At 66.1% G+C, this 24,773-nt stretch carries 21 protein-coding genes; 4 read left to right on the top strand and 17 right to left on the bottom strand.

The features are described from left to right. Window positions 1-2: 2 nt before the first annotated feature. From rbbA to CupriaWKF_RS24730, 12 genes are all read right to left on the bottom strand, one after another. Window positions 3-2,750, bottom strand: a complete 2,748-nt coding sequence (gene rbbA, locus CupriaWKF_RS24675) for a ribosome-associated ATPase/putative transporter RbbA (RefSeq protein ID WP_276101068.1) — start codon at window positions 2,748-2,750, stop codon at window positions 3-5. 2 nt (window positions 2,751-2,752) lie between these two features. Continuing rightward, window positions 2,753-3,823, bottom strand: coding sequence for an HlyD family efflux transporter periplasmic adaptor subunit (locus CupriaWKF_RS24680; protein ID WP_276101069.1), 1,071 nt, complete (start codon window positions 3,821-3,823; stop codon window positions 2,753-2,755). Beyond that, the gene (locus tag CupriaWKF_RS24685; RefSeq protein ID WP_276101070.1) at window positions 3,820-5,268 is read right to left on the bottom strand and encodes an efflux transporter outer membrane subunit; all 1,449 of its coding nucleotides are present in this window, start codon (window positions 5,266-5,268) and stop codon (window positions 3,820-3,822) included. Before CupriaWKF_RS24685 ends, CupriaWKF_RS24680 begins: the two co-directional genes overlap by 4 nt. 108 nt (window positions 5,269-5,376) lie before the next feature. After that, window positions 5,377-5,541, bottom strand: a complete 165-nt coding sequence (locus tag CupriaWKF_RS24690) for a hypothetical protein (RefSeq protein WP_276101071.1) — start codon at window positions 5,539-5,541, stop codon at window positions 5,377-5,379. A 384-nt stretch (window positions 5,542-5,925) separates the two neighbouring features. After that, on the bottom strand, window positions 5,926-6,351 hold the full coding sequence (locus tag CupriaWKF_RS24695) for a phasin family protein (RefSeq protein ID WP_276101072.1): 426 nt from the start codon (window positions 6,349-6,351) through the stop codon (window positions 5,926-5,928). A gap of 224 nt (window positions 6,352-6,575) precedes the next feature. Further along, complete coding sequence (locus tag CupriaWKF_RS24700) at window positions 6,576-7,529, bottom strand: PDR/VanB family oxidoreductase (protein WP_276101073.1); 954 nt, start codon at window positions 7,527-7,529, stop codon at window positions 6,576-6,578. 80 nt (window positions 7,530-7,609) lie between these two features. After that, a complete protein-coding gene (locus tag CupriaWKF_RS24705) occupies window positions 7,610-9,247 on the bottom strand; it encodes an APC family permease (protein WP_276101074.1) in 1,638 nt (545 codons plus the stop codon). A gap of 256 nt (window positions 9,248-9,503) precedes the next feature. Further along, window positions 9,504-9,824: a hypothetical protein gene (locus CupriaWKF_RS24710; RefSeq protein ID WP_276101075.1), complete on the bottom strand. Its 321-nt coding sequence runs from the start codon at window positions 9,822-9,824 to the stop codon at window positions 9,504-9,506. 41 nt (window positions 9,825-9,865) lie between these two features. Beyond that, on the bottom strand, window positions 9,866-10,762 hold the full coding sequence (locus tag CupriaWKF_RS24715; protein WP_276101076.1) for a TorF family putative porin: 897 nt from the start codon (window positions 10,760-10,762) through the stop codon (window positions 9,866-9,868). Between the two features lie 202 nt (window positions 10,763-10,964). Then, entirely contained in the window at window positions 10,965-12,698 is a 1,734-nt protein-coding gene (betA, locus tag CupriaWKF_RS24720; protein WP_276101077.1) for a choline dehydrogenase, read from the bottom strand. Between the two features lie 43 nt (window positions 12,699-12,741). After that, window positions 12,742-14,208 carry an aldehyde dehydrogenase family protein gene (locus tag CupriaWKF_RS24725; protein ID WP_276101078.1) on the bottom strand — a complete coding sequence of 489 codons (1,467 nt, stop codon included), beginning with the start codon at window positions 14,206-14,208 and terminating at the stop codon, window positions 12,742-12,744. A gap of 33 nt (window positions 14,209-14,241) precedes the next feature. Continuing rightward, complete coding sequence (locus tag CupriaWKF_RS24730) at window positions 14,242-15,363, bottom strand: ring-hydroxylating oxygenase subunit alpha (RefSeq protein ID WP_276101079.1); 1,122 nt, start codon at window positions 15,361-15,363, stop codon at window positions 14,242-14,244. 238 nt (window positions 15,364-15,601) lie between these two features. Here CupriaWKF_RS24730 and CupriaWKF_RS24735 point away from each other — a divergent pair, with 238 nt between their 5' ends. Together CupriaWKF_RS24735 and CupriaWKF_RS24740 are read left to right on the top strand one after the other, a co-directional pair. Next, entirely contained in the window at window positions 15,602-16,627 is a 1,026-nt protein-coding gene (locus CupriaWKF_RS24735; RefSeq protein WP_276101080.1) for a PAS domain-containing protein, read from the top strand. A 101-nt stretch (window positions 16,628-16,728) separates the two neighbouring features. Continuing rightward, the gene (locus CupriaWKF_RS24740; protein WP_276101081.1) at window positions 16,729-16,929 is read left to right on the top strand and encodes a hypothetical protein; all 201 of its coding nucleotides are present in this window, start codon (window positions 16,729-16,731) and stop codon (window positions 16,927-16,929) included. 60 nt (window positions 16,930-16,989) lie between these two features. Here the strand turns inward: CupriaWKF_RS24740 and CupriaWKF_RS24745 are convergent, their stop codons facing one another. Then, window positions 16,990-17,784, bottom strand: a complete 795-nt coding sequence (locus CupriaWKF_RS24745) for a type IV pili methyl-accepting chemotaxis transducer N-terminal domain-containing protein (RefSeq protein ID WP_276101082.1) — start codon at window positions 17,782-17,784, stop codon at window positions 16,990-16,992. Window positions 17,785-17,798: 14 nt separating this feature from the next. Then, on the bottom strand, window positions 17,799-18,479 hold the full coding sequence (locus tag CupriaWKF_RS24750; protein WP_276101083.1) for a type IV pili methyl-accepting chemotaxis transducer N-terminal domain-containing protein: 681 nt from the start codon (window positions 18,477-18,479) through the stop codon (window positions 17,799-17,801). 633 nt (window positions 18,480-19,112) lie between these two features. On the opposite strand from CupriaWKF_RS24750, the gene CupriaWKF_RS24755 reads away from it, so the two are divergent. Further along, a complete protein-coding gene (locus CupriaWKF_RS24755) occupies window positions 19,113-20,654 on the top strand; it encodes a methyl-accepting chemotaxis protein (protein WP_276101084.1) in 1,542 nt (513 codons plus the stop codon). A gap of 122 nt (window positions 20,655-20,776) precedes the next feature. Here the strand turns inward: CupriaWKF_RS24755 and CupriaWKF_RS24760 are convergent, their stop codons facing one another. Then, window positions 20,777-22,132, bottom strand: coding sequence for an esterase-like activity of phytase family protein (locus tag CupriaWKF_RS24760; protein WP_276101085.1), 1,356 nt, complete (start codon window positions 22,130-22,132; stop codon window positions 20,777-20,779). 157 nt (window positions 22,133-22,289) lie between these two features. Next, window positions 22,290-22,844: a YbhB/YbcL family Raf kinase inhibitor-like protein gene (locus tag CupriaWKF_RS24765; RefSeq protein ID WP_276101086.1), complete on the bottom strand. Its 555-nt coding sequence runs from the start codon at window positions 22,842-22,844 to the stop codon at window positions 22,290-22,292. Between the two features lie 280 nt (window positions 22,845-23,124). On the opposite strand from CupriaWKF_RS24765, the gene ycaC reads away from it, so the two are divergent. Continuing rightward, window positions 23,125-23,751: an isochorismate family cysteine hydrolase YcaC gene (ycaC, locus tag CupriaWKF_RS24770; protein WP_276101087.1), complete on the top strand. Its 627-nt coding sequence runs from the start codon at window positions 23,125-23,127 to the stop codon at window positions 23,749-23,751. 23 nt (window positions 23,752-23,774) lie between these two features. Here the strand turns inward: ycaC and paaX are convergent, their stop codons facing one another. Beyond that, window positions 23,775-24,719, bottom strand: a complete 945-nt coding sequence (gene paaX, locus CupriaWKF_RS24775) for a phenylacetic acid degradation operon negative regulatory protein PaaX (RefSeq protein ID WP_276101088.1) — start codon at window positions 24,717-24,719, stop codon at window positions 23,775-23,777. Between the last annotated feature and the right edge of the window lie 54 nt (window positions 24,720-24,773).

A 24,773-nucleotide genomic window follows, 5' to 3' on the forward strand; every position in this document is an offset into this window, starting at 1 on the left:
GGTCAGCGCTCCTGCTTTTTCAGCAGCGCCGCGGTGGCGGCGAAGATCACCGGCACGGCGACGAGCATTGGCCAGAACGATGCGCCCAGGTCATGCAGCCCCAGTGCCTTGTTGAATACGCCACGGCTGATGGTAAGCATGTGCGTGGCCGGGTAGGCCAGGCCGGCCAGCCGCGCGGATCCTTCCAGCGACGACACGGGCACCAGCATGCCGCAGAACTGCACGGCCGGGATCATGGTGCCGATGATCGCGAAGAACATCGCGGCGATCTGGCTGCGCGTGAACGTGGAGGCCAGCATGCCGATGCCGGTGGCGCAGAACGCATAGATCAGCGCGGCGAGCGTCAGCGTCGGGAAACTGCCCTTGACCGGCACGCCGAACACGGTGACCGCCAGCAAGGCCATCAGCAGGAAGTTGAACATGGCCAGTGCCACGTAGGGCAATTGCTTGCCCAGCAGGAATTCCGTGCGCGTGACCGGCGTCACGTACAGGTTGGTGATGGAGCCGAGCTCCTTTTCCCGCACCACGGCAAGCGCGGTCAGCATGGCCGGCAGCATCAGCAGCAGCAGCGGGATCACCGCCGGCACCATCGCGGGCAGGCTCTTCACGTCAGGGTTGTAGCGAAAGCGCGTTTCCAGCGTGGCGGCGCTCACGGCGTCCTGCCCGTAGCGGTGGCGCATCTGGTCGAGCAGCCAGCCCTGGTGCATGCCCTGCGCATAGCCCTGCACGGTCTCCGCGCGCGACGGCATGGAGCCGTCGATCCACACGCCGACCTGCGCCCGCGCGCCGCGCTGCACGTCGCGCGCGAAGCCGGGCGGAATCTCGATGGCCAGCGCCAGTTCGCCGCTGCGCAGGCGCCGGTCCAGGTCGGTGTAGTCCGTGACCGGCGGGCGCTCGATGAAATAGCGTGACCCCGACAGGTTCAGCGCATAGTCCTGGCTCAGCACGGTCTGGTCGTGGTCGAGCACGGCAAAGCGCAGGTCTTCCACGTCCATGCCGATGCCGTACCCCATCGCGAACAGCAGCACCAGCGAGCCGACCAGCGCGAGCGTGGCGCGCACCGGGTCGCGGCGCAGTTCGAGCGCTTCGCGCCACATATAGGTGAACGCGCGCTGCAGGCTGAAGCGCCGGCGCTGCGCGGCGGGCGCGGCGCTGATCGCGGGCGGCGCGGCCCTGGCGGGGGCTTCGGCCGGTACTTCGGCCGGCGCCGGCGCGCTCGCATCGGTCAGGTAGGCGATGAATGCCTCTTCCAGCGTCGCGGCGCTGCGCCGGCGCACGAGGTCTGCCGGCGTGTCGCTGACCAGCACGCGGCCGGCGTGCATCAGCGAGATGCGGTCGCAGCGCTCGGCCTCGTTCATGAAGTGCGTGGAGATGAAGATGGTCACGCGCTCGTTGCGCGACAGGCCGATCAGCAGCCGCCAGAAGCTGTCGCGGGCGACCGGGTCCACGCCGGAAGTCGGTTCGTCCAGGATCAGGAGTTCCGGCCTGTGCACCATCGCCACGGCCAGCGACAGTCGCTGGCGGATGCCCAGCGGCAGGTTGGCCGGGAGCGTGTCGAGCACGTCGGACAGCGCAAAGCGCTCCACCATGTCGGCGACGCGCGCGGGGATTTCCGCGGCCGGCACCGCGAACAGCCGTGCATGCAGTTCCAGGTTCTGCCGCACAGTCAGTTCGCCATACAGCGAGAACGCCTGCGACATATAGCCCACGCGCTTGCGGGTATCGATATCCTTCGGATCGATCTCATGGCCGAACAGCCAGGCCTGGCCTTCGCTGGCCGGCAAGAGGCCGGTCAGCATCTTCATCGTGGTGGACTTGCCGCAGCCGTTGGAGCCCAGGAAGCCGAAGATCTCGCCTCGGCGGATGCGGAAGCTGACCTTGTCCACGGCGACGAAATCGCCGAAGCGCATGGTGAGGTCCCTGGCCTCGATGGCGATGTCCGCTTCGTCGCCAGCTTCCAGCGGCGTGATGGTGACTTCGGTGTGCCCGCGCCGTCGCGATTCCGGCAGCAGAGCGATGAACGCAGCTTCGAGCGATGTGGTGCCGGTACGCGCGAGCAGTTCGGCGGGGGGGCCGGTATCGAGCACCCGGCCGGCATCCATGGCCACCAGCCAGTCGAAGCGCTGTGCCTCGTCCATATAGGCCGTGGCGACGATCACGCTCATGGCGGGGCGCGTGGTGCGGATGCGGGCGATCAGCTCCCAGAACTGCGCGCGTGCGAGCGGATCCACGCCGGTGGTCGGCTCGTCCAGGATCAGCAGGTCGGGGTCGTGGATCAGTGCGCAGCACAGCCCGAGCTTCTGCTTCATGCCGCCGGACAGCTTGCCGGCCGGGCGGGCCAGGAACGGGTGCAGGCCCGTGCTGCGCGTCAGGTCGTCGATGCGCCGGCGGCGCTCGGCGTCGTCATGCCCGAACAGGCGCCCGAAGAAGTGCAGGTTTTCTTCCACCGACAGCGTCGGATAAAGGTTCTTGCCGAGGCCCTGCGGCATGTAGGCGATGCGCGGGCAGACGGCGTCGCGGTGCTTGCGGCTGCGCATGTCGCCGCCGAAGGTTTCCACCACGCCTTCCTGTACCGCGCGCGCGCCGGACAGCAGCGACAGCAGGCTCGACTTGCCCACGCCGTCGGGGCCGATCAGCCCGATCATGCGGCCCGCCGGCAGGTCGAGGCCGATGCCGTCCAGCGCCACCGTCTTGCCGTACTTCAGGCTGACGCCGGCGAGCCGGGCGACCGGGGGCAGGGCGGCATCCATGGCTACTGCGGCACCTTCACCGCCAGGTTGGCCGGCCATTCCGCCTTCGGGTCGAGCTTGACCCACGCCACGCCGGGCACGCCGGTCTTGACCTGCTTGAGGTGCTTCCTGAGCAGTTCACGGTCGATCTGGGCCTTGACGCGGAACATCAGCTTCTCGCGCTCGCTGGCCGTCTCGACGGTCTTGGGCGTGAACTGCGCGGTGCTGGCCACGAACGAGACCGTGGCGGGGATCACGTAGCCGGGCGCGGCATCGAGCAGGATGCGCGCCTCGGCCCCCAGTGGCACGCGGCCGGCCACGGTCGCGGGCAGGAAGAGGGTCATGTACACATCCGACAGGTCGACCAGGTTCAGCACCTTGCCGCCAGCGCCGAGCACTTCGCCGGGCTGGGCGATGCGGTACTGCACGCGCGCGTCGCGCGGCGAGGTGAGCTGGCTGTCGGCGATGTCCGCCTCGATGCGCGCCACGGTGGCCTTGGCCGCGATGATGGCCGAGCGTGTGCCGACGAGCTGCGCGCGCGCCGCCTCGATGGCGGCCTGCGCGGCGGCCACCTGCGCCTTCGACGCCGCCACGGCCGCCTGGGCGCTGCGCACGCGCGCGCGGTCATCGTCGAGTTCCTGGATCGACGAGGCGCCTTCGCGCGACAGCGTGCTCGAACGCGACAGGCGGCGCTGGGCCGCGTCCAGTTCGCTCTCGCGCTGCGCCACGACCGCCTGGGCCGCGGCCTTGTCGCTTTCGCGCACGGCAACCTGCGCTTGCGCGCTGGCGGCGGTATTGACCGCCTGTTGTTCCTGCGCGCGCGCCTCGTCGCGCTGCGCTTCGAGCACCTGGACCTGCATGCGCGCGAGCGGCGCGCCGGCGGCAACGAAATCGCCTTCATTGACGAGGATGGTGTCGATGCGTCCGGCGAGCTTGGTCGCCACGTCGATCTGGGTGGCCTCGATGCGGCCGTTGCCGCTGGCGAAGCCCGGGCCGGGACCGGTTTCGCGCATGGCATTCCAGCCATACACGCCTGCCGCGACGGCCAGCGCCACGGCGGCGAAGGGAATCAGCTTGCTGGCAGGGAATCTCATGATGGCTTGTCTGGGAATGGGAGCGGCGCGGGCATGCCGGCAGTCTCGTCAGTTTCGTCAGTCTCGTTAGCGTAGACGCGCGTGCCGCCGCCCAGCGCGGTGTAAAGGGCGACGCGGCTCGACAGCAGTGCGCGGCGGGTCTGCACCAGCAGCTGCTGCGCGCCCAGCAGGTCGCGCTGGGCATCCAGCACTTCCAGGTAGGGCGTGGCGCCGTTGTCGTAGCGCAGCCTCGCCAGCCGCTCGCGTTCGGCCTGAAGCTCCAGCGTGGCCTGCAGGTCGGTGACCTGTTCGGCCAGGCGCTCGCGCGCGGAAAGCGCGTCCGAGACATCGCGGAAGGCGGCCTGGATGGTCTTCTCGTACTGGACGATGGCCTGGTCGCGCCGCACCTCGGCCAGCTTCAGGTTGTTGCGGTTGCGCCCGGCATCGAAGATCGGCACGGACAGCGACGGGCCGAAGCTCCAGGCGCGGCTGGGGCCGGTGAACAGATTGTCCAGTTCCACACTGGCCGTACCGAAGGTGCCGGTCAGCGTGATGCGCGGGAAAAACGCGGCGCGCGCGGCGCCGATATTCGCGTTGGCGGCGGCAAGCTGGTGTTCCGCGGCGACGATGTCGGGGCGGTTGGTCAGCAGTTCGGAAGGCAGCCCGGGCGCCATGTCGCGCAGCACGATACTGTCGTCGAAGCGGCCGCTCTGCGGGGACAGCGGGGGCAGGGCCACCGGCGCGCCGACCAGCAGCGCCAGCGCATTGGCCTGCGCCGCGCGTTCCTGCCGCAGTTGCGAACCAAGCGTGCTCGCCTGGCGCCACAGGGCTTCTACCTGCGTCAGGTCGAACTTGGAGGTCGAGCCCATTTCGTAGCGCCGCCGGAAGATGCGCAGCGACTCCGCGCGCGAGGCAATGGTCTGGTCCGTGAGTTCGATGCGCTCGTCCAGCTCGCGCAGCACCAGGTAGCCGTTGGCGACCTGGCCGATCAGGCTGACGGTGGCCGCTTCGCGCGCGGCATCGGTGGCCAGGTAGTTCTCGAGCGCGGCGTCCTTCAGGCTGCGCACGCGGCCCCAGAAGTCGAGCTCCCACGCATTCATGCCGACACCGGCCTCGAAATCGTTCAGGGTCAGCGGGCGCCCGGTGGGGCTGAAGTCACCCGGCGTGCGCGAGCGCGTGGCGCTGGCGCTCACGCCGATGGTCGGAAACTGTTCCGAGCGCTGGATGCCGTACAGTGCTTGCGCCTCTTCGACGCGCAGCATCGCCGCACGCAGGTCGCGGCTATTGGCCAGGGCCTGGTCGATCAGCGCCCGCAGCGCCGGGTCGGCGAAGAAATCGCCCCAGGCGGTCGCGGCGGCGGGCGAGGGCAGCGTGGCGCCGGCTTCCGCGCCGGCATAGGTGGCGGGGACTGGCGCGGCGGGCCGTTCCAGCGGCGGCGCCATCGACACGCAGGCGGACAATGCCATGGCCAAGGCGGCTACCGTGGCGGCAGCCGGCCGTGGCGGGGAGTTTCGGGGTGGCAGTGGCTGCCGGAGTGTGCGGGCGGATCGTCTGGGAAGCACTGCACCCATCGCTCAGCCTCGGAGCGACGGGTCCTGTGGCCTGCGGCGGGTCTGGATCGGGACGCGCCGCGGCGCGCGCTTGGGCAGACGCCGCAGTGCGGCGCGGGTCAGGACAACGGAGACGATGGCCGGGATGGCAAGGAAGGCGACGGCGTATACAAGGACTGGGGCGCTCATTTGCGTTTTCCGGTAATTAACTACAACATTACTGTAATGATCTTGCGGCCCCTGCTTCTTGATAAAAATCAAGGCGTTCCGGACCGGCCGCGCTGCTGCGGGACGCAGGGCCCCCGCCAGGATCGAACGCAGCGGGTGCGCAAGGGCGGCAGGACAGCCGGGTCGACAAAACCGGCGCGCCGCCACCATGGCGTGGAGCAGGACTACAGGACTGTGGGGAAGTCGTCGCCAGACATCGGGCTTCGCACGCTGCGCGGCGGCGTGGGCAGCGAGGCGATCACGCGTCATTCAGCACGGCGGCCAATGCCTGGCGCGCCGCGCTCATGCCGGATGCGGTGCGGGACCCTGGCGAGCCTGTCGCTCGCGGGTCCCGCCAAGCTCGGCTCAGCTTGACTTCGGCTTGAGCAGGCTGCCCGCCTCCTGCAGGTTCTGCTGGGCACGGTTGCCGATCACGGCCATGGCGTCGGCTTGCGACTTGCGGGCCATCTCTGCCAGTTCGCGCATGTTCTCCAGGGCCTGGTGCAGCGCCTTCTGCACGAACTCGTTCTGCCTGGTCATGGCCTCCGCCGGGTTGCCGCCGGCTGTCATCTGCTGCGCCGCGGACTGGATCTGCTGCATGGCCTGGCTGAAGATCTCGGCCTGCTTCTGCATCAGGGCCTGCATGCCCTCATAGGCGAGCTTGTTCGCTTCGCCAAGCGCCTCGATGTCCTTGCGCCGTGCTTCCATCACGGCGCCCATGTCCATGCCGGGAAGCTGGAATTGCTCGAGCATCTTGGTGAAGTCCGTGAATGGGTTGGGAGGGGTAGTCATGCGGTTACTCCTTGTCATCGGGGGAAATCGGAGGGGCGGTTCGTACTGCATGTCTACGAATACTCTAGGTGGTGTAGGGGGCGGCCGGCAAGGAGAGGGAGGGGGGAGCAGCATCTGGAAGGACGGCAAAACAGGCAAGCATCGCTGGTTGCGCGGCGCACGCTTGCCCTGGTTTGCCGCCTTCGGCAGATCGTGCCCGAAGGCGAGCGACGGCCGGACGAGGCTCAGAGATCCAGGACCAGCCGCTGCGCCTTGCTGCGCGACACGCATAGCATGATCGTCTTCTGCGCAGCCTTTTCCTCGTCGCAGAGGTAGTTGTCGCGGTGGTCCGCTTCGCCTTCGATAATGGCCGTCTCGCAGGTCCCGCAGATTCCTTCACGGCACATGCATTCCACCTTGACGCCGGCCTTCTCGATCACGCGCAGGAGCGTGTCGTCGGGGCCGACCTGCAGGGTCAGTCCGCTCTTGCGCAGCGTCACCTCGAAGGCTCCGCCAGTCGCATCGACCTCGTTGCGGAACTGCTCGAAGTGAATGCGCGAAGCGTCCCAGCCGGCGGCCCGGGCAGCATTGATGACGGCGTCGTTGAGCGCGGACGGGCCACAGACGTAGACGTGGGCGTCCGCCGGCTGGTTGGCAATCAGAACGGCGATGTCGAGCTGGACGCCGGTGTCGCTCTCGTATTGATGCCATTGGCCCGGGCTCAGCATGGCTGGCAGCGTGTCGAGAAACGCGGCGCTGGCGCGGTTGCGGAAGCAGTAGTGCAGCTCGAAAGCGGCGCCCTGGCGCTTGAGCGTCTGGATATGCGTCATGAACGGCGTGATACCGATGCCGCCGGCGATCAGCAGGTGCTTGCCGGCGCCCTGGTGCAGGGCAAACAGGTTGCCTGGGCGACCGATCTCCAGCTCGTCGTGCTCGCGCACGGACTCGTGCAGAAAGCGGGAGCCGCCGCGCGAGGCTTCCTCGAGCCGGACGCTGATCTGGTAGCGGCTGTCGTCGTTGAGAGCGCTGGTCAGGGAATAGGCGTTGCGGTAGCGGCCGTTGTCCATGTGGACGACGATGTGGCTGCCGCTCTCGAAGGCGGGCAGCGCGTCGCCGTCGCATGGCTGCAAGGTGAAACGCTTGATGCCGGCGGCAAGTTGCTCGATGCGGCCGACGCGCACGCGGAGGGTGTCGTTCATTGCGGAACCTCGGGAATGCAAGTAGGGAGGGAGGACCGGCGGGGTGCCGGTCCTCGTGGGCGGAGGGCGTCGGGCCGGGATCAGCTAATGACCGTCAGCTTGGCAGCCAGCCAGACCACCAGCGCGCCGGCGACCAGGGCGGCGTAGGGCAGCCACGCGGCGCGGGCATGGGGAAGTTCCATGTCCCGGCGCATCGACTCGGGAAAGCGGCCCTTGTCCTGCACGTAATGGCGGTACACGAACACCGGCACGATCAGGAACGTGGCGATCAGGCCATTGCGCAGCGTGTTCTCGCCCTGGAAGTTGGCGCCGGCGCCGACGAAGGCCAGGTCGAAGAAGCCGCAGATCGCGCCGAGCGCCAGCAGCCAGTTCTTGCATTTGTATGGGCGCGGCCATTCGGCGCGGTCCAGGCGGTGAATCCATCCCGACTGCAGGTTCAGGAACACGAAGATCATGTAGCAGACGTTCGAGATGGACAGCACCGCCATGTAGTTCGACATGAGCAGCAGGAACAGGTTGAACACCAGGTCCGTCCACATGGCGCGGGTCGGGGAGCCGTGCTCGTTGACGTGCGAAAGGTAGCGCGGCAGCCAGCCGTCGACCGAGGCCTGGTACAGCGTGCGCGACGAGCCCATCATGGAGGTCATCACGATCAGCAGGATCGCGAGCACCAGCATCACCACGATCACGTTGAACACCACCGCGCCACCGCCCACGAATTTCGCCATGGCCGCGCCCACGCCGGTGCCGTCGACGATGGACGGCTCCAGCATGCCATGCAGGCCCAGCGAACCCTGGAACGCAATCGGTACCGCGATGAACATGAACAGGCACAGCACGCCGGACCAGAAGATCGCACGGAAGGTGTCCTTCTGCGGATCCTTGAACTCGCGGGTGTAGCAGACCGCGGTCTCGAAGCCGAAAGTCGACCAGCAGGCGAGGAACATCGCGCCCATCGCGGTGCTGATGCCGGCCGCATTCCAGCTGCCGAGCACGGCGGCACCGGAAGTGTCGTGGGTCAGCGGCAGCAGGGGCATGAAGCTCGTCGATGGCATGTCGCCCGTGAACATCGGCACCAGCGCGATGACCACCAGCGGCGTCAGCGACGCAATGCCCAGGATGCGCTGCGTGGTCGCCGCAGCCGAGGCGCCGCTGTGCTGAAGCTTGAAGGTAACGAGCAGGAATGCGGTGGCGAGCACGAAGGTCGAGTTCACCCGCAGCGTCAGGCCCTTGCTGATGAAGTCCAGGTCGACCAGCGTGAGCTGCCACGTGTTGATCACCGAGTCGGGCGGGAACAGGCAACTGAGCATGTAGCCGGCCGCGAGACTGGTGCCGAGCGCCAGCATTGGCGACCACGCGATCCAGTTGCACCACACCGACACCGGTGCAACGAACTTGCTGTATCGCACCCAGCCGAGCGCGCCGTAGACCGACGCGCCGCCCGACTTGTGCGGATACAGGCCGGAGATCTCCGCGTAGACGAAGCTCTGCGCGAAGCCGACCAGGATCGCGAGGATCCAGATGACCCACGCCGGGTTGCCGATCGTGGCCGATACGCCGCCGATGGTGAAGAGCACGCCCGCGGGCACGCCGCTGGTGACCCAGAAGGCATCCTTCCAGGTCAGCGTGCGCTGAAGTTCATGATGTTGATGCGAAGGGGCGGATGAAGCGGCCGGCGCGTCCGCGCCGATCGAAAGTACATCTTTCTGTGAAAACACGTTGTCTCCTTGTTTCCAGGTTGCCGTTTGTGCGGAGCTGGCTCCGTCACGGTCTGCCGTCTGGGCTGTGGGTGCCTTTTGTGGGACGCCGGAGGCGTAGGAGGCACTTCTTTAAGGGGAGCCGATATTGGGGACGGCCTGGAAACGTATGAGGGGGATTGTGGGGGCAGTTCTCATCGTTGTCTCCTGTTGTCATTCCGGGGTTGCCATGTCGTGAAACATCGTTTCCCCCATGGCGTGGGGGTGATGAAGTGCTCTAGACGCTGTGATGCGAGGCTGCCCTGCGGGATGCCTCGCGTACCGGCTTCCCCGCAGGCGTAGCCGCCCGGCGGCTTTTGCGGCGGTTGCGCCACCAGCCGAGCAGCGTCAGGCCGAGCCAGAAGCACTGCGTCAGGAAGGAAGCGAGGTTGAAGGCATCCGTGAGCGAGACCAGGATGCAGACCGGCCCGATGACATTGAGGGCGACGGCCAGCCTGCCGGTTGGCGATTTGTGCAGGACCTGCACGGCGAAGTGCGCGGCAACGTAGGCGGCGACGCCGACAAGACCGGTTGCATCGGTAAGACCCAGGGAAGCCATGGTGTTGAGTTGGTTGAGGCGGTGAAATCAGCGGGGGCGCGTCAGAACGTCTTGGTCAGCGAGACCAGGAAGGTGTTTGCCAGTGGATTCGAGACAGACGGGTTGCCCGCCGAATCCAGTGCGCCGGTGGTGTAGTGGTCGTAGACGTCGGAGCGCCCCCAGCCGCGCGTATAGGCGCCGGTGAGAGTCCAGCCGCCGTCGAAGGCCTTGGAGAGCGCTACGCGCACGTCGCGGAAGCCGTAGGCGGCGAAGTTGCGCACGCGCTCCTGTCCGTAGTGCAGCAGCAGCGAGACGCCGTAGCCGAGCTCGAAGGTGCCATTGATGTCGAGGTAGCCCGAGCCGCGGCTGTGCAGGTCGTTGCCGGTGCCAATGGAGGCGCTGTTGTAGCCGAAGTAGTCGGGCGTATAGGTCAGCCAGTACTTGATGTTGAGCCACTTGTACGTCAGCGAGGCCACGGCTTCCCCGTAGTTGTACTTGGTCTGCGCGGACTGCAGCTTCGCACCCGGGTAGAGGTAGTAGTAGATCTGGCCCGCATAGACGAAGTCGCCGATGGTGCCGGTGTAGCCGCCGTAGAGGTCCCACTCGACGGTGCCGCCTTCGATGAACTTGTCGCTGACCGTCGACATCCACGTGCCGGCGGACCAGCCACTCGGGTGGGCGTAGTCGACGCCGCCCTGCACCGCGGGCTTGCCCCAGGTCTGGCGGAAGCCGCGCGAGACGTACTGCGAGGTCAGCGTCATGTTGGCGCTGAGCGGTGAGGGCGAGGCCGCCTGTTCCGGCGGTACGGTGGCCGTGACCTGCGGCACGGGTGCGGCGGCGACCGTCGTCTCCCCGCTGCCGGATTGGGCATGCGCGGCGACGGCCTGGCACAGCAGCAGCGCGCCGGTGGCGGCGGCCAGGCAAGGCTTGTGGCGTACTGCAAAACGCTTGCACAGCATCAATGTCTCCCCTTGGCCGGTCCTTGCTTGTGTCGTAGGGGCTGGCCGGCCTTTGTCATATGGGTGGATGTGGATCGCCAGGGGCGATGCGCAGGGGCGCGACGCTGCCTCCGGGCGTGCGGTGTCCTCCGGGACCGTCGGTCCCGGTGTCATCGTTCGTCAGAGGAGATGCGGGTTGATTCCCGCCGGCGTCGCGCCGTCGTCAGGCTGGCGCGAACATGGGCATCGCCGCCGTCCGCACCTGTGCCCCGGGCGGGTTTGCCGCCTGTCCGCGGATCGGCGTCGCCTTGTAGTAAGGCGCGTTCGAGCGCTGCAACGGTGCCCGTCCACGAATCACGTCGGCCAGCTTCTCGGCCATCATGATCGTCGGCGCGTTGAGGTTGCCGGTGACGATCTTCGGCATGATCGACGCATCGACCACGCGCAGGCCGGACAGCCCATGCACGCGGCCCTGGTTGTCGACCACCGCCATCGGGTCCGACGCGTCGCCCATCTTGCAGGTGCAGGACGGATGCAGTGCGGTCTCGGCGTGTTCGCGCACGAAGGCATCGATCTCGGCGTCGGACTGGATCATCATGCCGGGCTTGATCTCGCGGCCGCGGAACTGGTCCATGGCTTGCTGGGCGATGATCTCGCGCGTCAGGCGCACGCCGGCGCGGAACTCGCGCCAGTCCACGTCGTGCGCCATGTAGTTGAACAGCAGCCGCGGTTTCACGCGCGGGTCGCGGCTGGCCAGCTTGACGAAGCCGGTGCTCGGCGAACGCATCGAGCCCACGTGGCACTGGAAACCGTGCGACTGGACCGGGTTGCTGCCGTCATAGTTCATCGCCAACGGGATGAAGTGGTACTGCAGGTTCGGGAAGTCGAACTCGTCGCTGCTGCGGATGAAGCCGCCCGCCTCGAAGTGGTTCGACGCCGCGACGCCGGTGCCGCGCAGGTACCACTCGATGCCGATGCCCGGCTTGTTCCACCACTTCAGCGAGGGGTACAGCGATACAGGCTTGGTGCATTCGTACTGGAGGTACATCTCCAGGTGGTCCTGCAGGTTCTCGCCCACGCCCTTCAGGTCGATGACCGGGTCGACGCCGAGCACGCGCAGTTCGTCCGCATTGCCCACGCCGGAGCGCAGCAGCAGTTGCGGCGAGGCGATGGCACCGTTGCTGACGATGACTTCGCGGCGCGCGCGCGCTTCGCGCACGTAATCACCCTGTATGTAGGAGACGGCGGTGGCGCGGGTGCCGTCGAACAGTACGCGGTCGGCCAGCGCGCGGGTGTGAACCGTGAGGTTCGGACGGTCCTTCGCCTGGTCGAGATAGGCGAGCGACGTGCTGCAGCGGCGGCCCTTCGCGGTGGTTGTGCGATCCATCGGGCCGAAGCCTTCCTGGCGGTAGCCGTTCAGGTCGTCCGTGCGGGCGTAGCCGGCCTGCTCGCCGGCCGCGATGAAGGCGTCGAACAGCGGGCTGATGCCGGCCTTGGGCGTGGTGACATGCAGCGGGCCGTTGCCGCCGTGGTAGTCGTTGGCGCCCTTGTCGTAGGTTTCCGCCTTGCGGAAGTAGGGCAGGCAGTCGGCGTAGCTCCAGTTCTCCAGCGACTTGTTCGCCGACCAGCCGCCATAGTCCATCGCATTGCCGCGGATATAGACCATGCCGTTGATCAGCGATGAGCCGCCCAGGCCCTTGCCACGGCCCTGCGTCATGCGGCGGCCGTTCATATGCGGCTCCGGCTCGGTGACGTAGGCCCAGTTGTAGGTGGTGCCCTGCAGCGGGTAGGCCAGTGCTGCCGGCATCTGCGTGCGCCAGTCGAGCCGCCAGTCCGGGCCGCCCGCTTCGAGCAGCAGCACCGTCACGTCGGCATCCTCGGTGAGCCGCGTGGCCAGCACGCAGCCCGCCGACCCGGCGCCGACGATGATGTAGTCGTATTCGTGGATTGCGCTCATCGAGCTGTCTCCTCCTGATGAGTGATGTAGGCGATACCGGCGCTCACGCGCCGAACCACCCCATCGCCTTCGGTGCGAGGTTGATATAGCTGTGCTTCAGTTCGGTGTACTCGTCCAGGCCGATGCGCGCCAGCTCGCGGCCGATGCCGCTCGCCTTGTAGCCGCCCCACGGTGCTTCCGGGAAGTACGGATGGTAGTCGTTCACCCAGACCGTGCCGAAGCGCAGCGCGCGCGACATGCGGTTGGCCTTGTCGAGATCGCGCGTCCAGACCGCGGCGGCGAGGCCGTACGGCGTGTCGTTGGCGGCACGCAGCGCTTCGTCCTCGGAGCGGAAGCGTTCCGCGGTAATCACGGGGCCGAAGATCTCTTCCTTCGCGATGTTCATGTCGGCGGTCACGTCGGCGAGCAGGGTCGGCTGCAGCCAGTAGCCCTTCCGGTATACGTCACCTTCGGGCCGCTTGCCGCCGTGGACCAGCCGGGCACCTTCCGCGACGCCTGCCTGCACCATGCGCAGGATCTTCTCGTGCTGCTGGGCCGACTGGACCGGCCCCATCTGCGTCTCGGCGTGGAAGCCATTGCCGATCGCGATGCGTGGCAGGCGCTCGGCCAGCTTTGCCACGAAGGCATCGTAGATGCTGTCTTCGATCATCAGGCGCGAGCCTGCCGAGCAGACCTGGCCCGCATGGAAGAAAGCGGCGTTCAGCGCATAGTCGACGGCCACGTCGAGGTCGGCATCGGCGAAGACGATGTTCGGGTTCTTGCCGCCCAGCTCCAGGCCGATGCGCTTGAAGTTGCCGGTCGCGGCCTTCATGATGCTTTCGCCCGCGAAGGCACCGCCGGTGAACGAGACCAGGTCGGCGTCGCGGCTCTCGGCCAGCTCGGCGCCCACTTCGGCGCCGCCCGTAACGAGGTTGAAGACGCCGGCCGGCAGATCCAGTTCGGCGATCAGCTTCGTGAAATGGTGCGTGGTAAGCGGCGTCAGGTTGCTCGGCTTGATGATGACGGTATTGCCCGCGCCGAGTGCCGGGGCAATCTTCCACGCGGCCTGCAGCAGCGGGTAGTTCCACGGCGTGATCAGGCCGCATACGCCGACCGGCTCGCGCAGCGTGCGGCTGATGACATGGTGCGGCGCCTCGTTCACGGCGCCGGACTCCGAGGCCACCAGTCCCGCAAAGTAGCGGAACGTGGCGGCGATGTCGCCCATATCGGTGCGGCTTTCGGTGAGCGTCTTGCCGGTGTTCAGCGATTCGAGACGGGCGAGTTCCTCCGCGTCGCGATCGATCAGTCCGGCGATGTTGTTCAGCAGTTTGGCGCGGTCGCGGATGCTGGTCTGCCGCCACGGGCCGTCGAAGGCCTGGCGGGCGGCGGCAATGGCCAGCCGGGCATCGGCGCGGGTACCCTCGGCGGCCTGGGCGATCACGGCTTCGTCGGCGGGGTTGAGGATGTCGCGCGTGCCGCCTTCGAGTGGCGACCGCCACTGGCCGTCAATATAGAGCTGGGTCTGGATCATGGTTCTGGATTCCTTCTTCTATGGGGGCGCGTGTCAGGCGGCGAGGGCGTCTAGCACCATTTGCTGGAAGTGCTGCACGCCGTGCTCGCCGATGGCGGACGTACGATCGTCGGTGACCAGCAGCGGGCCTTGTCCGTTGCGATAACCTCGCGACTTCAGGCCGCGCTGCACCGACTCGACGATGCTCAGGTCTTCCGGCTTCAGCACATTCTTGTAGTAGTCGATGAGCTGCTCCTGCTCGGCGGTCGGCGTGGCGTCGCGGAAGTAGAACTCGAAGTGCTGGATGGTGGTGTCGGCGTCGACCGGGAACATGTAGAAGACGCCGTAGTTGCCGTCGCCAGGCAGCACGTTCAGCGTGACGTTAGGCCACAGCCAGTAGGCGGCGAAATCGGTGTTGGGAGCGTCGCTGTCGTAGGTAAATGCGTCGCTGCCCGAGCGGGTCTTGCCGACCTGGCTCGTGTAGATGCCGCGCACCTCGTGCCGGTAGGTCTCCATCTGGATGGACTCGACCAGCGCCGGGTGGGCGGTCTGGCAGTGCAGGCATTCGAGATAGTTGTCGACCACGACCTTCCAGTTGGCCTTCATCTCGTAGGTGAGCCTGCGCGCGGGGACGAGCTTGTCCACGTCGGGGCAGCGCGCGCGGATCTCGTCGTTCAGGCCGGGCGCCAGTTCGGCCAGCGGTTTGGCGTTCATATCGAGGTTGACGAAGATCAGGCCGCAGAACTCTTCCACGCGGACCGGGGTCAGGCCCGCGTTGTCCTTGCAGAAGCCCGGCACGTTTTCGGCATTGCGCACGTGGATCAGCTTGCCGTCCAGGCCGAAGGACCAGGCGTGGTAGGGGCACGTGATGACGTTCTTCGCCTTGCCGGCGCCTTCGGGAAACAGTTCATGGGCACGGTGCGGGCACACGTTGTAGAACGCCCGCAGGACGCCATCGCGGCCGCGCACGACGAAGACATTCTCGCCGGCCACATTGACCGTGGCGTACTGGTTCGGCTCGGCCACCTGGCTGCGGTGCATCACGCAGATCCAGTTGCGCGCGAAGATGGTCTTCTTTTCGTGTTCGAAGATGTCCTGCGAGGTGTAGTAGTGCGCCGGCAGGGTGTAGCCCAGTTCGCCGGAAGCGGGGCAGACGGGGGCAGTCGCTTGTTGCATGGCGTGTCTCCTTTGGGGTTCTTTACGTACCAGAGTGATTCACTGATAGTTAATTAAATAACTTGTGGTGATGTGAGACGAAGTCTAGTGACTCAAGCGCCGGCCAATCAATCTCAAAAAATCGATTGATTTTGTGGAATTGATGGCTGATTTCTATCAGGAACGCCAAAAAGCGGCGAATGCTGTATGGTTCTGGTTGTGTAATTCACTGACGGTTAATCGGAGATTAGGGAAAGCGATGACGGAAGACACATTCGCCGCCCGCTTCAAGGGTGTACTGGAGGGCAAGCGCATCATGCTCAAGCAGGTGGCCGAGGCCCTGTCGGTGTCGCCGTCGGCGGTCCACAAATGGACGCGCGGCGGCGAAATCGAGTACGAACGGCTGCTCGCGCTCGCGAAGTTTCTCGGCGTGAACTGGCTGTGGCTGCGTTATGGCGAGCGTGCCATCGCGGATCTGGAGGCCAGCAGCATCACCGACCCGCACATGCGCGGACTGCGCCAGAAGCACCTCACGGAGATCATGGAGAGCGAAGCGCGGATGAAATTCGCGCAGGAGGTCTCGGGCATCGTCACGTGGGAATGGAACGTGCTGACGGACAGCGTGACCTATTCGCCGAACGACATCACCCTGTTCGGCCGCCATATCAGCACCATGGACGACTTCTGGGCCTGCGTGCATCCATCCGATGCGGCGCGGCTGCGCGAGGTGCTGCAGCGCGCGCTGGGAGCGCCGGAAATGCATGAGTGGGAGTTCCGCGTGGTGCACGAGAACGCGACGCGCTGGATCTCGTCCCGCGCAACGCTGGTGCACGACTTCGCACAGCGTCCCGTGAAGATGATCGGCGTGAGCCTCGACATCAGCGAACGCCGCCGCGCCGAGGCGGCCCTGCGGCAGAGCGAGGCGCTGCTGGCCAAGGCCCAGGAAATCGCCCACCTGGGCGGCTGGTACTGGAACATCCAGACCGACGACTGCTCGTGGACGGACGAGGCCTACCGCCTCTTTGGCTGGGCGCCCCAGGCATTCAAGGTGACGATCGAGCGATTCATGGCGTCCATCGTGGAAGAAGACCGCCCGCGCGTGGAGGCAGCAATCCGCGCGGCCATTATCGACGGGCAGCCGTACCGCGTCGAATTCACGATCCTGCTACCGGACGGAAGCCGACGGGAGATTCGCGAGGAGGGCGAGGTGACGCTCGACGAGGATGGGAATGCGCTCACGATGGTGGGAGCGTCGCAGGATGTGACTGGGCAGAAGCGGGGATAGATTTCCATCCTTCGGAACCCGCGCCGCGCCGGCGTCATAGCGGGTAGCCGTCAGCCGGACAGGCCCTCCAGTTCTTGCCGCAAGGGGGCGTATGCACCGGCATGGCTGGCAGCCACTGCCGCGGCGGCAGCGGCATGGCGCGCCTGGGCCGCGAGGTCCGGCCGTGGCTCGGCACAGGCGGCAGCGTGTATGAAATCGTCTTACGCAAGGGCTTGCTGTCCAAAGAGGAACTTGACTGCATCCTGCACCCCGAGACGCTGACCCAGCCGGTGCCACTGGACTTGTACGGGAAGTCGCACTGAGCAAACGGAACCGCCCGACCGCCATGCCAGGGGCCAGCAGCTGCAGGGAACAATGCCATGTTACCTGGCCATTCCCTCGTACATGCCGGTGACGTTATCCATTACTTGAAGAATCCGCTCGCTGGTAGTCGCGATGTTTCTCAATTGTTCCGCACGGCTGACGCCTGTCTGTTTGAGTGCCTCTTCAAAGAAGAGCCACTGAGTGCCGGCAAGCTGCAGTTCGCCGCGGATTGCGGGCGTGTTTTGGGGCGCTGCTGCGAGAAGCTCCTGCGCGGCCGCGAATTCTCTAGAGGCAGTATCCAGTTCCTGCGCAATCTGTGGGGAGTCGATGCCCCAGGCGCGCAACATGCTGATCTTGGCGATTCTCTGCGAAAGCATGCGCTGTCGGCCAGCAACGTTGATCAGCTTTCCCGCTACGGTGCCGGAATGCGTTTCGAGTTGCATGGTTCCTTGCTGCGCGAGCTTGAGCACGTCCTCGCTCGCCATTGCGATTTTCTTTACGTTCTCGGGATTCGGCTCGCTGCCGGTTAGCAATTGCCTGTAGATCGTCCATGCCTGACCGAGTCTGTCGTAGGTCTCCTTGATTTCCGGCGTGGGCGAGAACGTCTTCAGATCGGCGAGCTGCTTGTCGAAGAGGATCATGGATTGCTCCATGATCTTCTTCGAACGTTCGATCTCGACGCCAAGGCCTGCCTGGCAGTATGCCTTGGCCATGCGTTGCGACAACATGCGCTGGCGGCCCGCCTTGTTGATCGCCGAGTTAATGGTGAGCGTTTCCGCAAAGGCGATGCCTGCCGAGGCAAGCCACAGGACACTACAGAGCATCAAGCAGAGGTAACGGCAATGGCGTTTCAAGCTCGTCTCCGTGATCAGTGCCTGGGCGCGCCAGTGGACGCGTTGCCCGGGTTGAGGACGTGGCGCACCAACTGGTCCATCTCCTTGATGATGTCGGCAAGCACCTGTGTGATGACGGAGAACTCCCTGCCGTACTCTCCGGCACGGGCCGCCGAGACGCGCGCGTTCATGGCGACGATGTTCGCCTGCATCGAGATACTGCCGAGGCGTTCGCCAAGGTCGGTCTGACGTTTGCGCACCGCGATCTCGCAATGATGCATTTCCTCCTGATATGCCTGAGTGACGGCCTGCAGCAGTTCAAGTATCGGGGTTGCCTGCGCCACGAGCGCATCAAGCGATGCGGCTCGCCAGGCGGTGTCGGCCGGCGGCGCGTCTATCGCGGCCCTGGCGTGGCTAGTGAATTCACGGATACGTGCATCGGCGCGCGAATGGCCGAAGTACAGCTGCTGCAAGGCCGCGGAGAAGGCGCCCGGCAAGGACTCATTGCCGGTCACGAGATCCGAATGCGCGGACTCGAAGGTCTCCAGGCACTTGCGCGCGATATCGATAGCGCCTGGATCCCCTCGCGAGGCACGCAACATCTGGAGCACGATCCGTTGCGACAACATGCGTTGCCTGCCGGAAAGATTGATCAGCGTGCCGATGGTCTCAGCGGACACTTCGGCCTGGGGGGATCGGGAAGAGGAAATTTTCATGTTCCTTGCCAGAGTGTCGAGGCAGACGCGCGCGCATTGACCGGCAAAAAAAAGGCGCCCCGAAGCGGATGGCTGCGAAACCGTTTCCGGGTTCGATTTCTCCTCCGCTTCGGGGCGCCGTTGCCCCGGCCGCCCCGTTTGGAGCGCGTCATCGCGACTAGCCTATTTGATAAAAGGCCGTCGTTGGCCCCGGGGTCCTCAAACGCAATATGCATGCCATACCCGTCGCGATTCGTTGTTGGCCTTGGAGCTCGCCAATGACAGGGGCCGGAATGAATCGCGGCACAAATTTTGTGCGAAATGCGTCATGGCGATGCGTGCGATAGCGAACCGATCATCAGAGCTGCGCAAAGCGAAGGGCGGGACCAGTCCGGTTTTGGCGGTCGGTCATGGCGCGTCGCAATGCATCGACGTGTCACTGCACCGATTCGCCTCGGGGCGGCAGCACTACCCACACCCCTCCGTCGCCGGGTATTCGCAGAAACCCTAAAGTTTCGGCTCCCACTGCCGTTCCCATCCATAGCCCGCCACTGGACCCGGTCCGGGTCGGCGGCGCACGAGAGCGAAAGGCGGCGGCGTTCCCGCGCGCCAGCACTTCGCCGTATCGAAGTCCAGATCAGGTAGAAGAAAACAATGAAGAACTTTGGAATCGGGGTACGCCTCGGCATAGGCTTTGGCGTAGTGCTGGTGCTGTGCGCGTTGATGTCCGCGTTTGGCATCCTGCGCCTGCAGCAGGTGGCGGAGCGCACGCATGACATGATGCAGCAGCCGCTGACCAAGGAGCGCCTCGTCAGCGACTGGTACCGACTGATGCATACCAGCGTGCGCCGGACCATGGCGGTGGCCAAGAGCGCCGATCCGTCGCTCGGCGCCTTCTTCGCCAAGGAAACGAAGGCGTCGCTCGAAGGCATCGCGGCGCTGCGCGAAAAGATGCAGCCGATGCTGACTTCGGAGGCCGAGAAGGCCGCGTTCCAGAAGATCCTGCAGGTGCGTGAACCGTATAACGCCGCGCGCGACAAGATCACCAAACTCAAGCAGGAAGGCGAGACCGAGCAAGCCAACGAAGTGCTGGAGAAAGAGTTCGTGCCCGCCGGCGATGCCTACCTGGCGGAGATCCAGAAACTGCTCGACATCCAGCGCACCAGCATTGACACGACGGCTGCCGAGATCAACACCATCTACACCAATGCCCGCAACAGCCTGATGGTGCTGGCGGTGCTGGCGCTGGCGATCGGCGTTGCCTTTGCGGTGTGGCTGACGCGCGGCATCACCCGGCCGCTGGGCCATGCGGTGGAGATCGCCCGCACGGTGGCGTCCGGCGACCTGACCAGCCGCATCCGCGTGGACAGCCGGGACGAGACGGGCCAGCTGCTCAACGCGTTGGGCGAGATGAACGCCAATATCCTGCGCATCGTGCGCGATGTGCGCACCGGCACCGAGGCCATTGCCTCGGGCACCAGCCAGATCGCCGTGGGCAACACCGACCTGTCGCAGCGCACCGAGGAGCAGGCGTCTTCGCTGCAGCAGACCGCTGCCAGCATGGAAGAGCTGACCAGCATCGTGCGCCAGAACGCGGACAACGCCAGGCAGGCCAGTTCGCTCGCGGTGAACGCGTCGGAGATCGCGGCCAAGGGCGGCGATGTGGCCGACAAGGTGGCCGTGACCATGGAAGAGATCAACGGCGCGTCGAAGAAGGTGGTCGACATCATCGCGGTGATCGAAGGCATCGCGTTCCAGACCAATATCCTGGCGCTGAACGCCGCGGTGGAAGCCGCGCGCGCGGGCGAGCAGGGCCGCGGCTTTGCCGTGGTGGCGGGCGAGGTGCGCAGCCTGGCCCAGCGCAGCGCCACCGCCGCCAAGGAGATCAAGGCACTGATCGGCGATTCGGTCGACCGCGTCGAAAAGGGCTCGGCCCTGGTCGCGCAGTCGGGCCAGACCATGCTGGAGATCGTGGAAGCGGTCAAGCGCGTGACCGACATCATGGGTGAGATCAGCGCGGCGTCGGCCGAGCAGAGCGCCGGCATCGAGCAGGTCAACCAGGCCGTGACGCAGATGGACTCGGTCACGCAGCAGAACGCCGCGCTGGTCGAAGAGGCTGCTGCGGCGGCCGGCTCGCTGGAAGAACAGGCCCAGCGGCTCAAGCAGGCGGTGGCGATCTTCCGCGTCGCTGCCTGATTCTCGGCCTGAGGCAGGCTCCGGTCGGAGTCGGCCCGGGATTGTCGGGAACGCATCAATCGGGCCCGGCTTTCTCCCCTCTCCCGCACGCGGGAGAGGGGAGCAAACAGCCACTACAACGTTCAGCGCGCCTTCAGGAACTCGCCCACTTCCAGCAACACCAGCTCGTTATCATCCGCGCGATTGGGTTCGCGGCTGCTGGAGAAAGGCAGGTTGTTGTCATTGCCCACGACGATGTGGCTGGCATCCACCACGTCCACGTTCTCGATCGTAAAGAACGGGAAGGCCAGCGCGCCATCGGTCAGCGGCTTGCGCGCCAGGTGGTTCGGGTCGGCCATGCGCAGCAGGTCGATATAGCCGATCTTGCGCACCGGGGCGCCGGCGTTGGCGTCGGTCAGCTCGATCTTGTAGATGCGCTTGAACTTCGCCACGTCGTCGAAGCAGTCGGTGCGCTTCTGGCCCGCGGGGCAGGCCTTGTCGGGCGTGCCTTCGCCGTTGTCGCGCTCGATGATGAGGCCGGTGGTGGCATCGATCATATTGAAGTCGCCGATCGCATGGTGGCCGGCTTCGAGCACGTATTTCCAGTGGCGGCCAGTCCAGGCGCGCTGCTTCACGTCGAACTCCAGCACGCGCAGATAGGGTTTGCCGTCTACGGTCTCGTAGCTGCGGCTGGCCTCGTTCCACAGCGCCCCTTCGAGCAGCGCGTACAGCTTGCTGCCGTCCGGCGATGACGCCATGCCCTCGAAGCCCTTCGAGCGGCGTACCTCGAACTTCACCGTGCCATCGGGCGCGCCCGGCGTGGTCATGGCCGGGTGGTCGGGCGAGCGCACGACCTTGCCATCCACCTGCGTCTCGAACACCGCCAGCACCTTGCCGTCCAAATCGGCCTGGATCAGGAAGGGGCCGAACTCGTCGCCGATCCATAGCGAGCCGCCGGCGAACTGGAAGCTCTCGGTGTCGAAATCCGAACCGGTCAGGTAGCGTGCCTTGCTGCCCTCGTGCACGATGCGGAACGGCACCTTCTTGTCGGGGTCATGCAGGAACACGGTCTTCAGGCGCTGGAACTTGCCGCTCGCGAAATCCACTTTGTAGTGGTTCAGGTAGAGCATGAAGTCCGGCGAGTTGGCCTTGGCGCCCGCGCCGTTGTCGGTCAGCACCCAGAAGGTGCCGTCGGCCATGCGCTTGATCCCGGAGTGGCCCTGTGCGGGCTGGCCGCGGAACGGCAGCGACACGCCGGTCGGGCGGCCGTTGGACTTGCCTTCGACCGAGCCCGGCGTATCGGCACGCTGCGCGGTGGTGAACTTGCCGCTGATCTGCAGGTCGGCCGGAGCGTCCTTGGGCACCGGCAGATAAGTTTGGGCCGGCAGCACGGCGTGGCCGGCGAGCGTGGCTGGGTAGGCGGTCTGCGCCTGCAGCGACGGCGACAGGGCAAGGCAGGCCAGCGTGATGGCGCTGGCCAGGACGGTTTGACGGAACATCGGGCGGGCTCCTTTGCCGGGATCGGTGAGCGCGGCACCACGCCGCGCCAGCAAAAGCGCCCCATTCTGGCGGTCGAGTTTGACAAATTTGTGATGCTGCCGCCTCTGCGGCTATCGCCCGTAACCGCGGAGCCGCCGGTTTGCCGCCGCGCAGCCTCTACTTCCGGCCGTAGCGGCCCACGACGCTGGCGCCGCCGCGCGCATGTCCCTTGAGCGCCGCCATCAGTTCATTGCGCGTCAGGCCCGCAGGCAGCGCGCCGGGCTCCAGGTCGGTCGCAACCACCGTCACGATGTAGTGGTGCGGGACATCGCCGGGAGGCGGGCAAGGTCCGCGGTACGCGGCCTCGCCGGTAATGTTCTTGCCGACTGTGATGCCGGGGCCATCCTTCTGCCCCTCGCCCTGCCGCAGGTGGCCGCGATCCGCCGCGATGTTGTAGGCAACCCAGTGCGAGACCCCGAGGCCCATTGCGCCATCGGGATCGAACATGAAGATCGCCACGGAGCGCGTGCCTGCCGGCAGGCCGGACCACGCGACCGGGGGCGATACGCCCTGGCCGCCGCAGTCCGGCTGGCTGCCGCCATGCGCCGCGGGAATGGCGGCGTTTTCGGAGAAGGCGCTGGACGATACGGTCATCGGTGCGGCGTCGGCGATGGAAGCGCACGCCAGGCACAGCGCCGCGGACGCGGAAAGCAGCAATGGTCTTGCTTTCATTGGAGGTTCCTGTTCGAAGTTGACGGATCAAGCCAGAAAGCTCGCCTTGATTCCACGGTAGGACGGATTCCATGGGATGCCTAGCCACCGGCGCCGGGGTGCCTTTTTTGTCCTGTCGCACGCGCGCAGCCCGACCTATGCTTTGGAACGCATGGCCGACAGGCAATGGCGCTGCCGGCAATGCGCGAGGGCAGGTCAGGCCAGCAGCTTCCCTGTGCCGCCCGATGCCTCTTGCATGCGTGCCTGTCCAACGTGTCAGGCCGCCCAACCGGAGCCCAAGATGAGCAAGACCTACAAGCGCCTGGACAAGACCCAGGCGGCGGTGCTGATGGTGGATCACCAGGCCGGTTTGCTGTCGCTGGTGCGTGATATCGAGCCGGACCGTTTCAAGAACAACGTGCTGGCGCTGGCGGATCTCGCCAAGTACTTCAAGTTGCCAACCATCCTGACCACGAGCTTCGAGGATGGTCCCAACGGCCCGCTGGTACCCGAACTCAGGCAGATCTTCCCCGACGCGCCGTTCATCCCGCGACCCGGGCAGATCAATGCCTGGGACAACGAGGATTTCACCAAGGCCGTGAAGGCCACCGGCAAGAAGCAGTTGCTCATTGCCGGCGTGGTGACCGAAGTCTGCGTGGCGTTCCCGGCGCTCTCCGCGATCGAGGAAGGCTTTGACGTCTTTGTCGTCACCGATGCGTCGGGTACGTTCAACGAAGTCACGCGCGATTCGGCGTGGCGGCGCATGAGCGAAGCCGGCGCGCAGCTGATGACGTGGTTCGGCGTGGCTTGCGAGCTGCACCGTGACTGGCGCAACGATATCGAAGGACTCGGGACGCTGTTCTCCAACCACATACCGGACTACCGGAACCTGATCACCGCCTACACGACCGTGAAGGGATCGCGCTAGCGCACCGGCGCGCACTTCCGCGCCTAGCGGGCGGCCTCGGCGTGGCTGCCCGCGCCAAAGCGCCTGCGCAGCGCGCGGTTAGCGTTGATCAGGTGGCCGTCGGACACTTCGACCACTTCGCGCAGGTAGTCTTCGCTGGCGTCGAGCAGGGCCGCGTACATATCCCGGCACAGGTCTCGCGCGGTGCGGCCCGGCCAGTCCGCCGGCAGGAGCTGTTCCGGCAGGTTCGGGTCGCGCAACAGCACGCGGCGGTATTCGTGCAATAGCAGGGTGCGCACGAAAAACGCGTCCGCCGGGACCATGCCGTGTGCGTCGGCCAGTACCGGCGAGAAGCGGCGCAGCAATGCCTGCCAGGCGGACGCCACGTCGCCAAGTTTGAAGGTCTGGTGCATCAGTGTCTGCAGTGGCCGGATTGAGAATGCCTCGATGCTGGTGGCTTGCATCACCGCCACGAACTCCTGCGCCTGCGCGGCACGGATGATTTCGCCCAGCGAGCCGGCATCGGCATTCGGGTGCGCGTACACGCCCGGTGCAATTGCGCCGAAGCCTTCCCACAGCAGTTCGCGCCTGAGCCGCTGGCGGATCGTGGCGCGCGCGTCGCCGCGCACCAGCGCCAGGGTCCAGCGCCCGTCCCAGTCGGGCGCATCGCCGGCATAGATCCGCTTGCCCGCATGGACGCAGCGCTGCAGCCCCGCCTCCGACAAGCCGTAATAGCTGCGCCGCCCGATCCGCGTGGCCTCGAGCCAGTCGTCCGCGGTCAGCCGGAACGTCGCGGTGCGCACCAGCCGGTCATTGATGCCGAACGGCGCGGCCAGGCGGATCAGGCTGCCCAGCCACAGCGCCTGCGGACGTGGCGCCACCACATCGCCGAACAACGTCACCAGCATCGAATTGGCGCCGAGCTTGAGCCCGCGCGCGAGTCGTGCGACCTGCGGGGAAACGGCATCCACGTCTGAACGAGTGGCCATGCATGCACCTTGAAGTGATACACAATCGTCGATTGTTTGAATCAAATTGTATCA

The sequence above is a fragment of the Cupriavidus sp. WKF15 genome (assembly GCF_029278605.1).
Taxonomy (GTDB): domain Bacteria; phylum Pseudomonadota; class Gammaproteobacteria; order Burkholderiales; family Burkholderiaceae; genus Cupriavidus.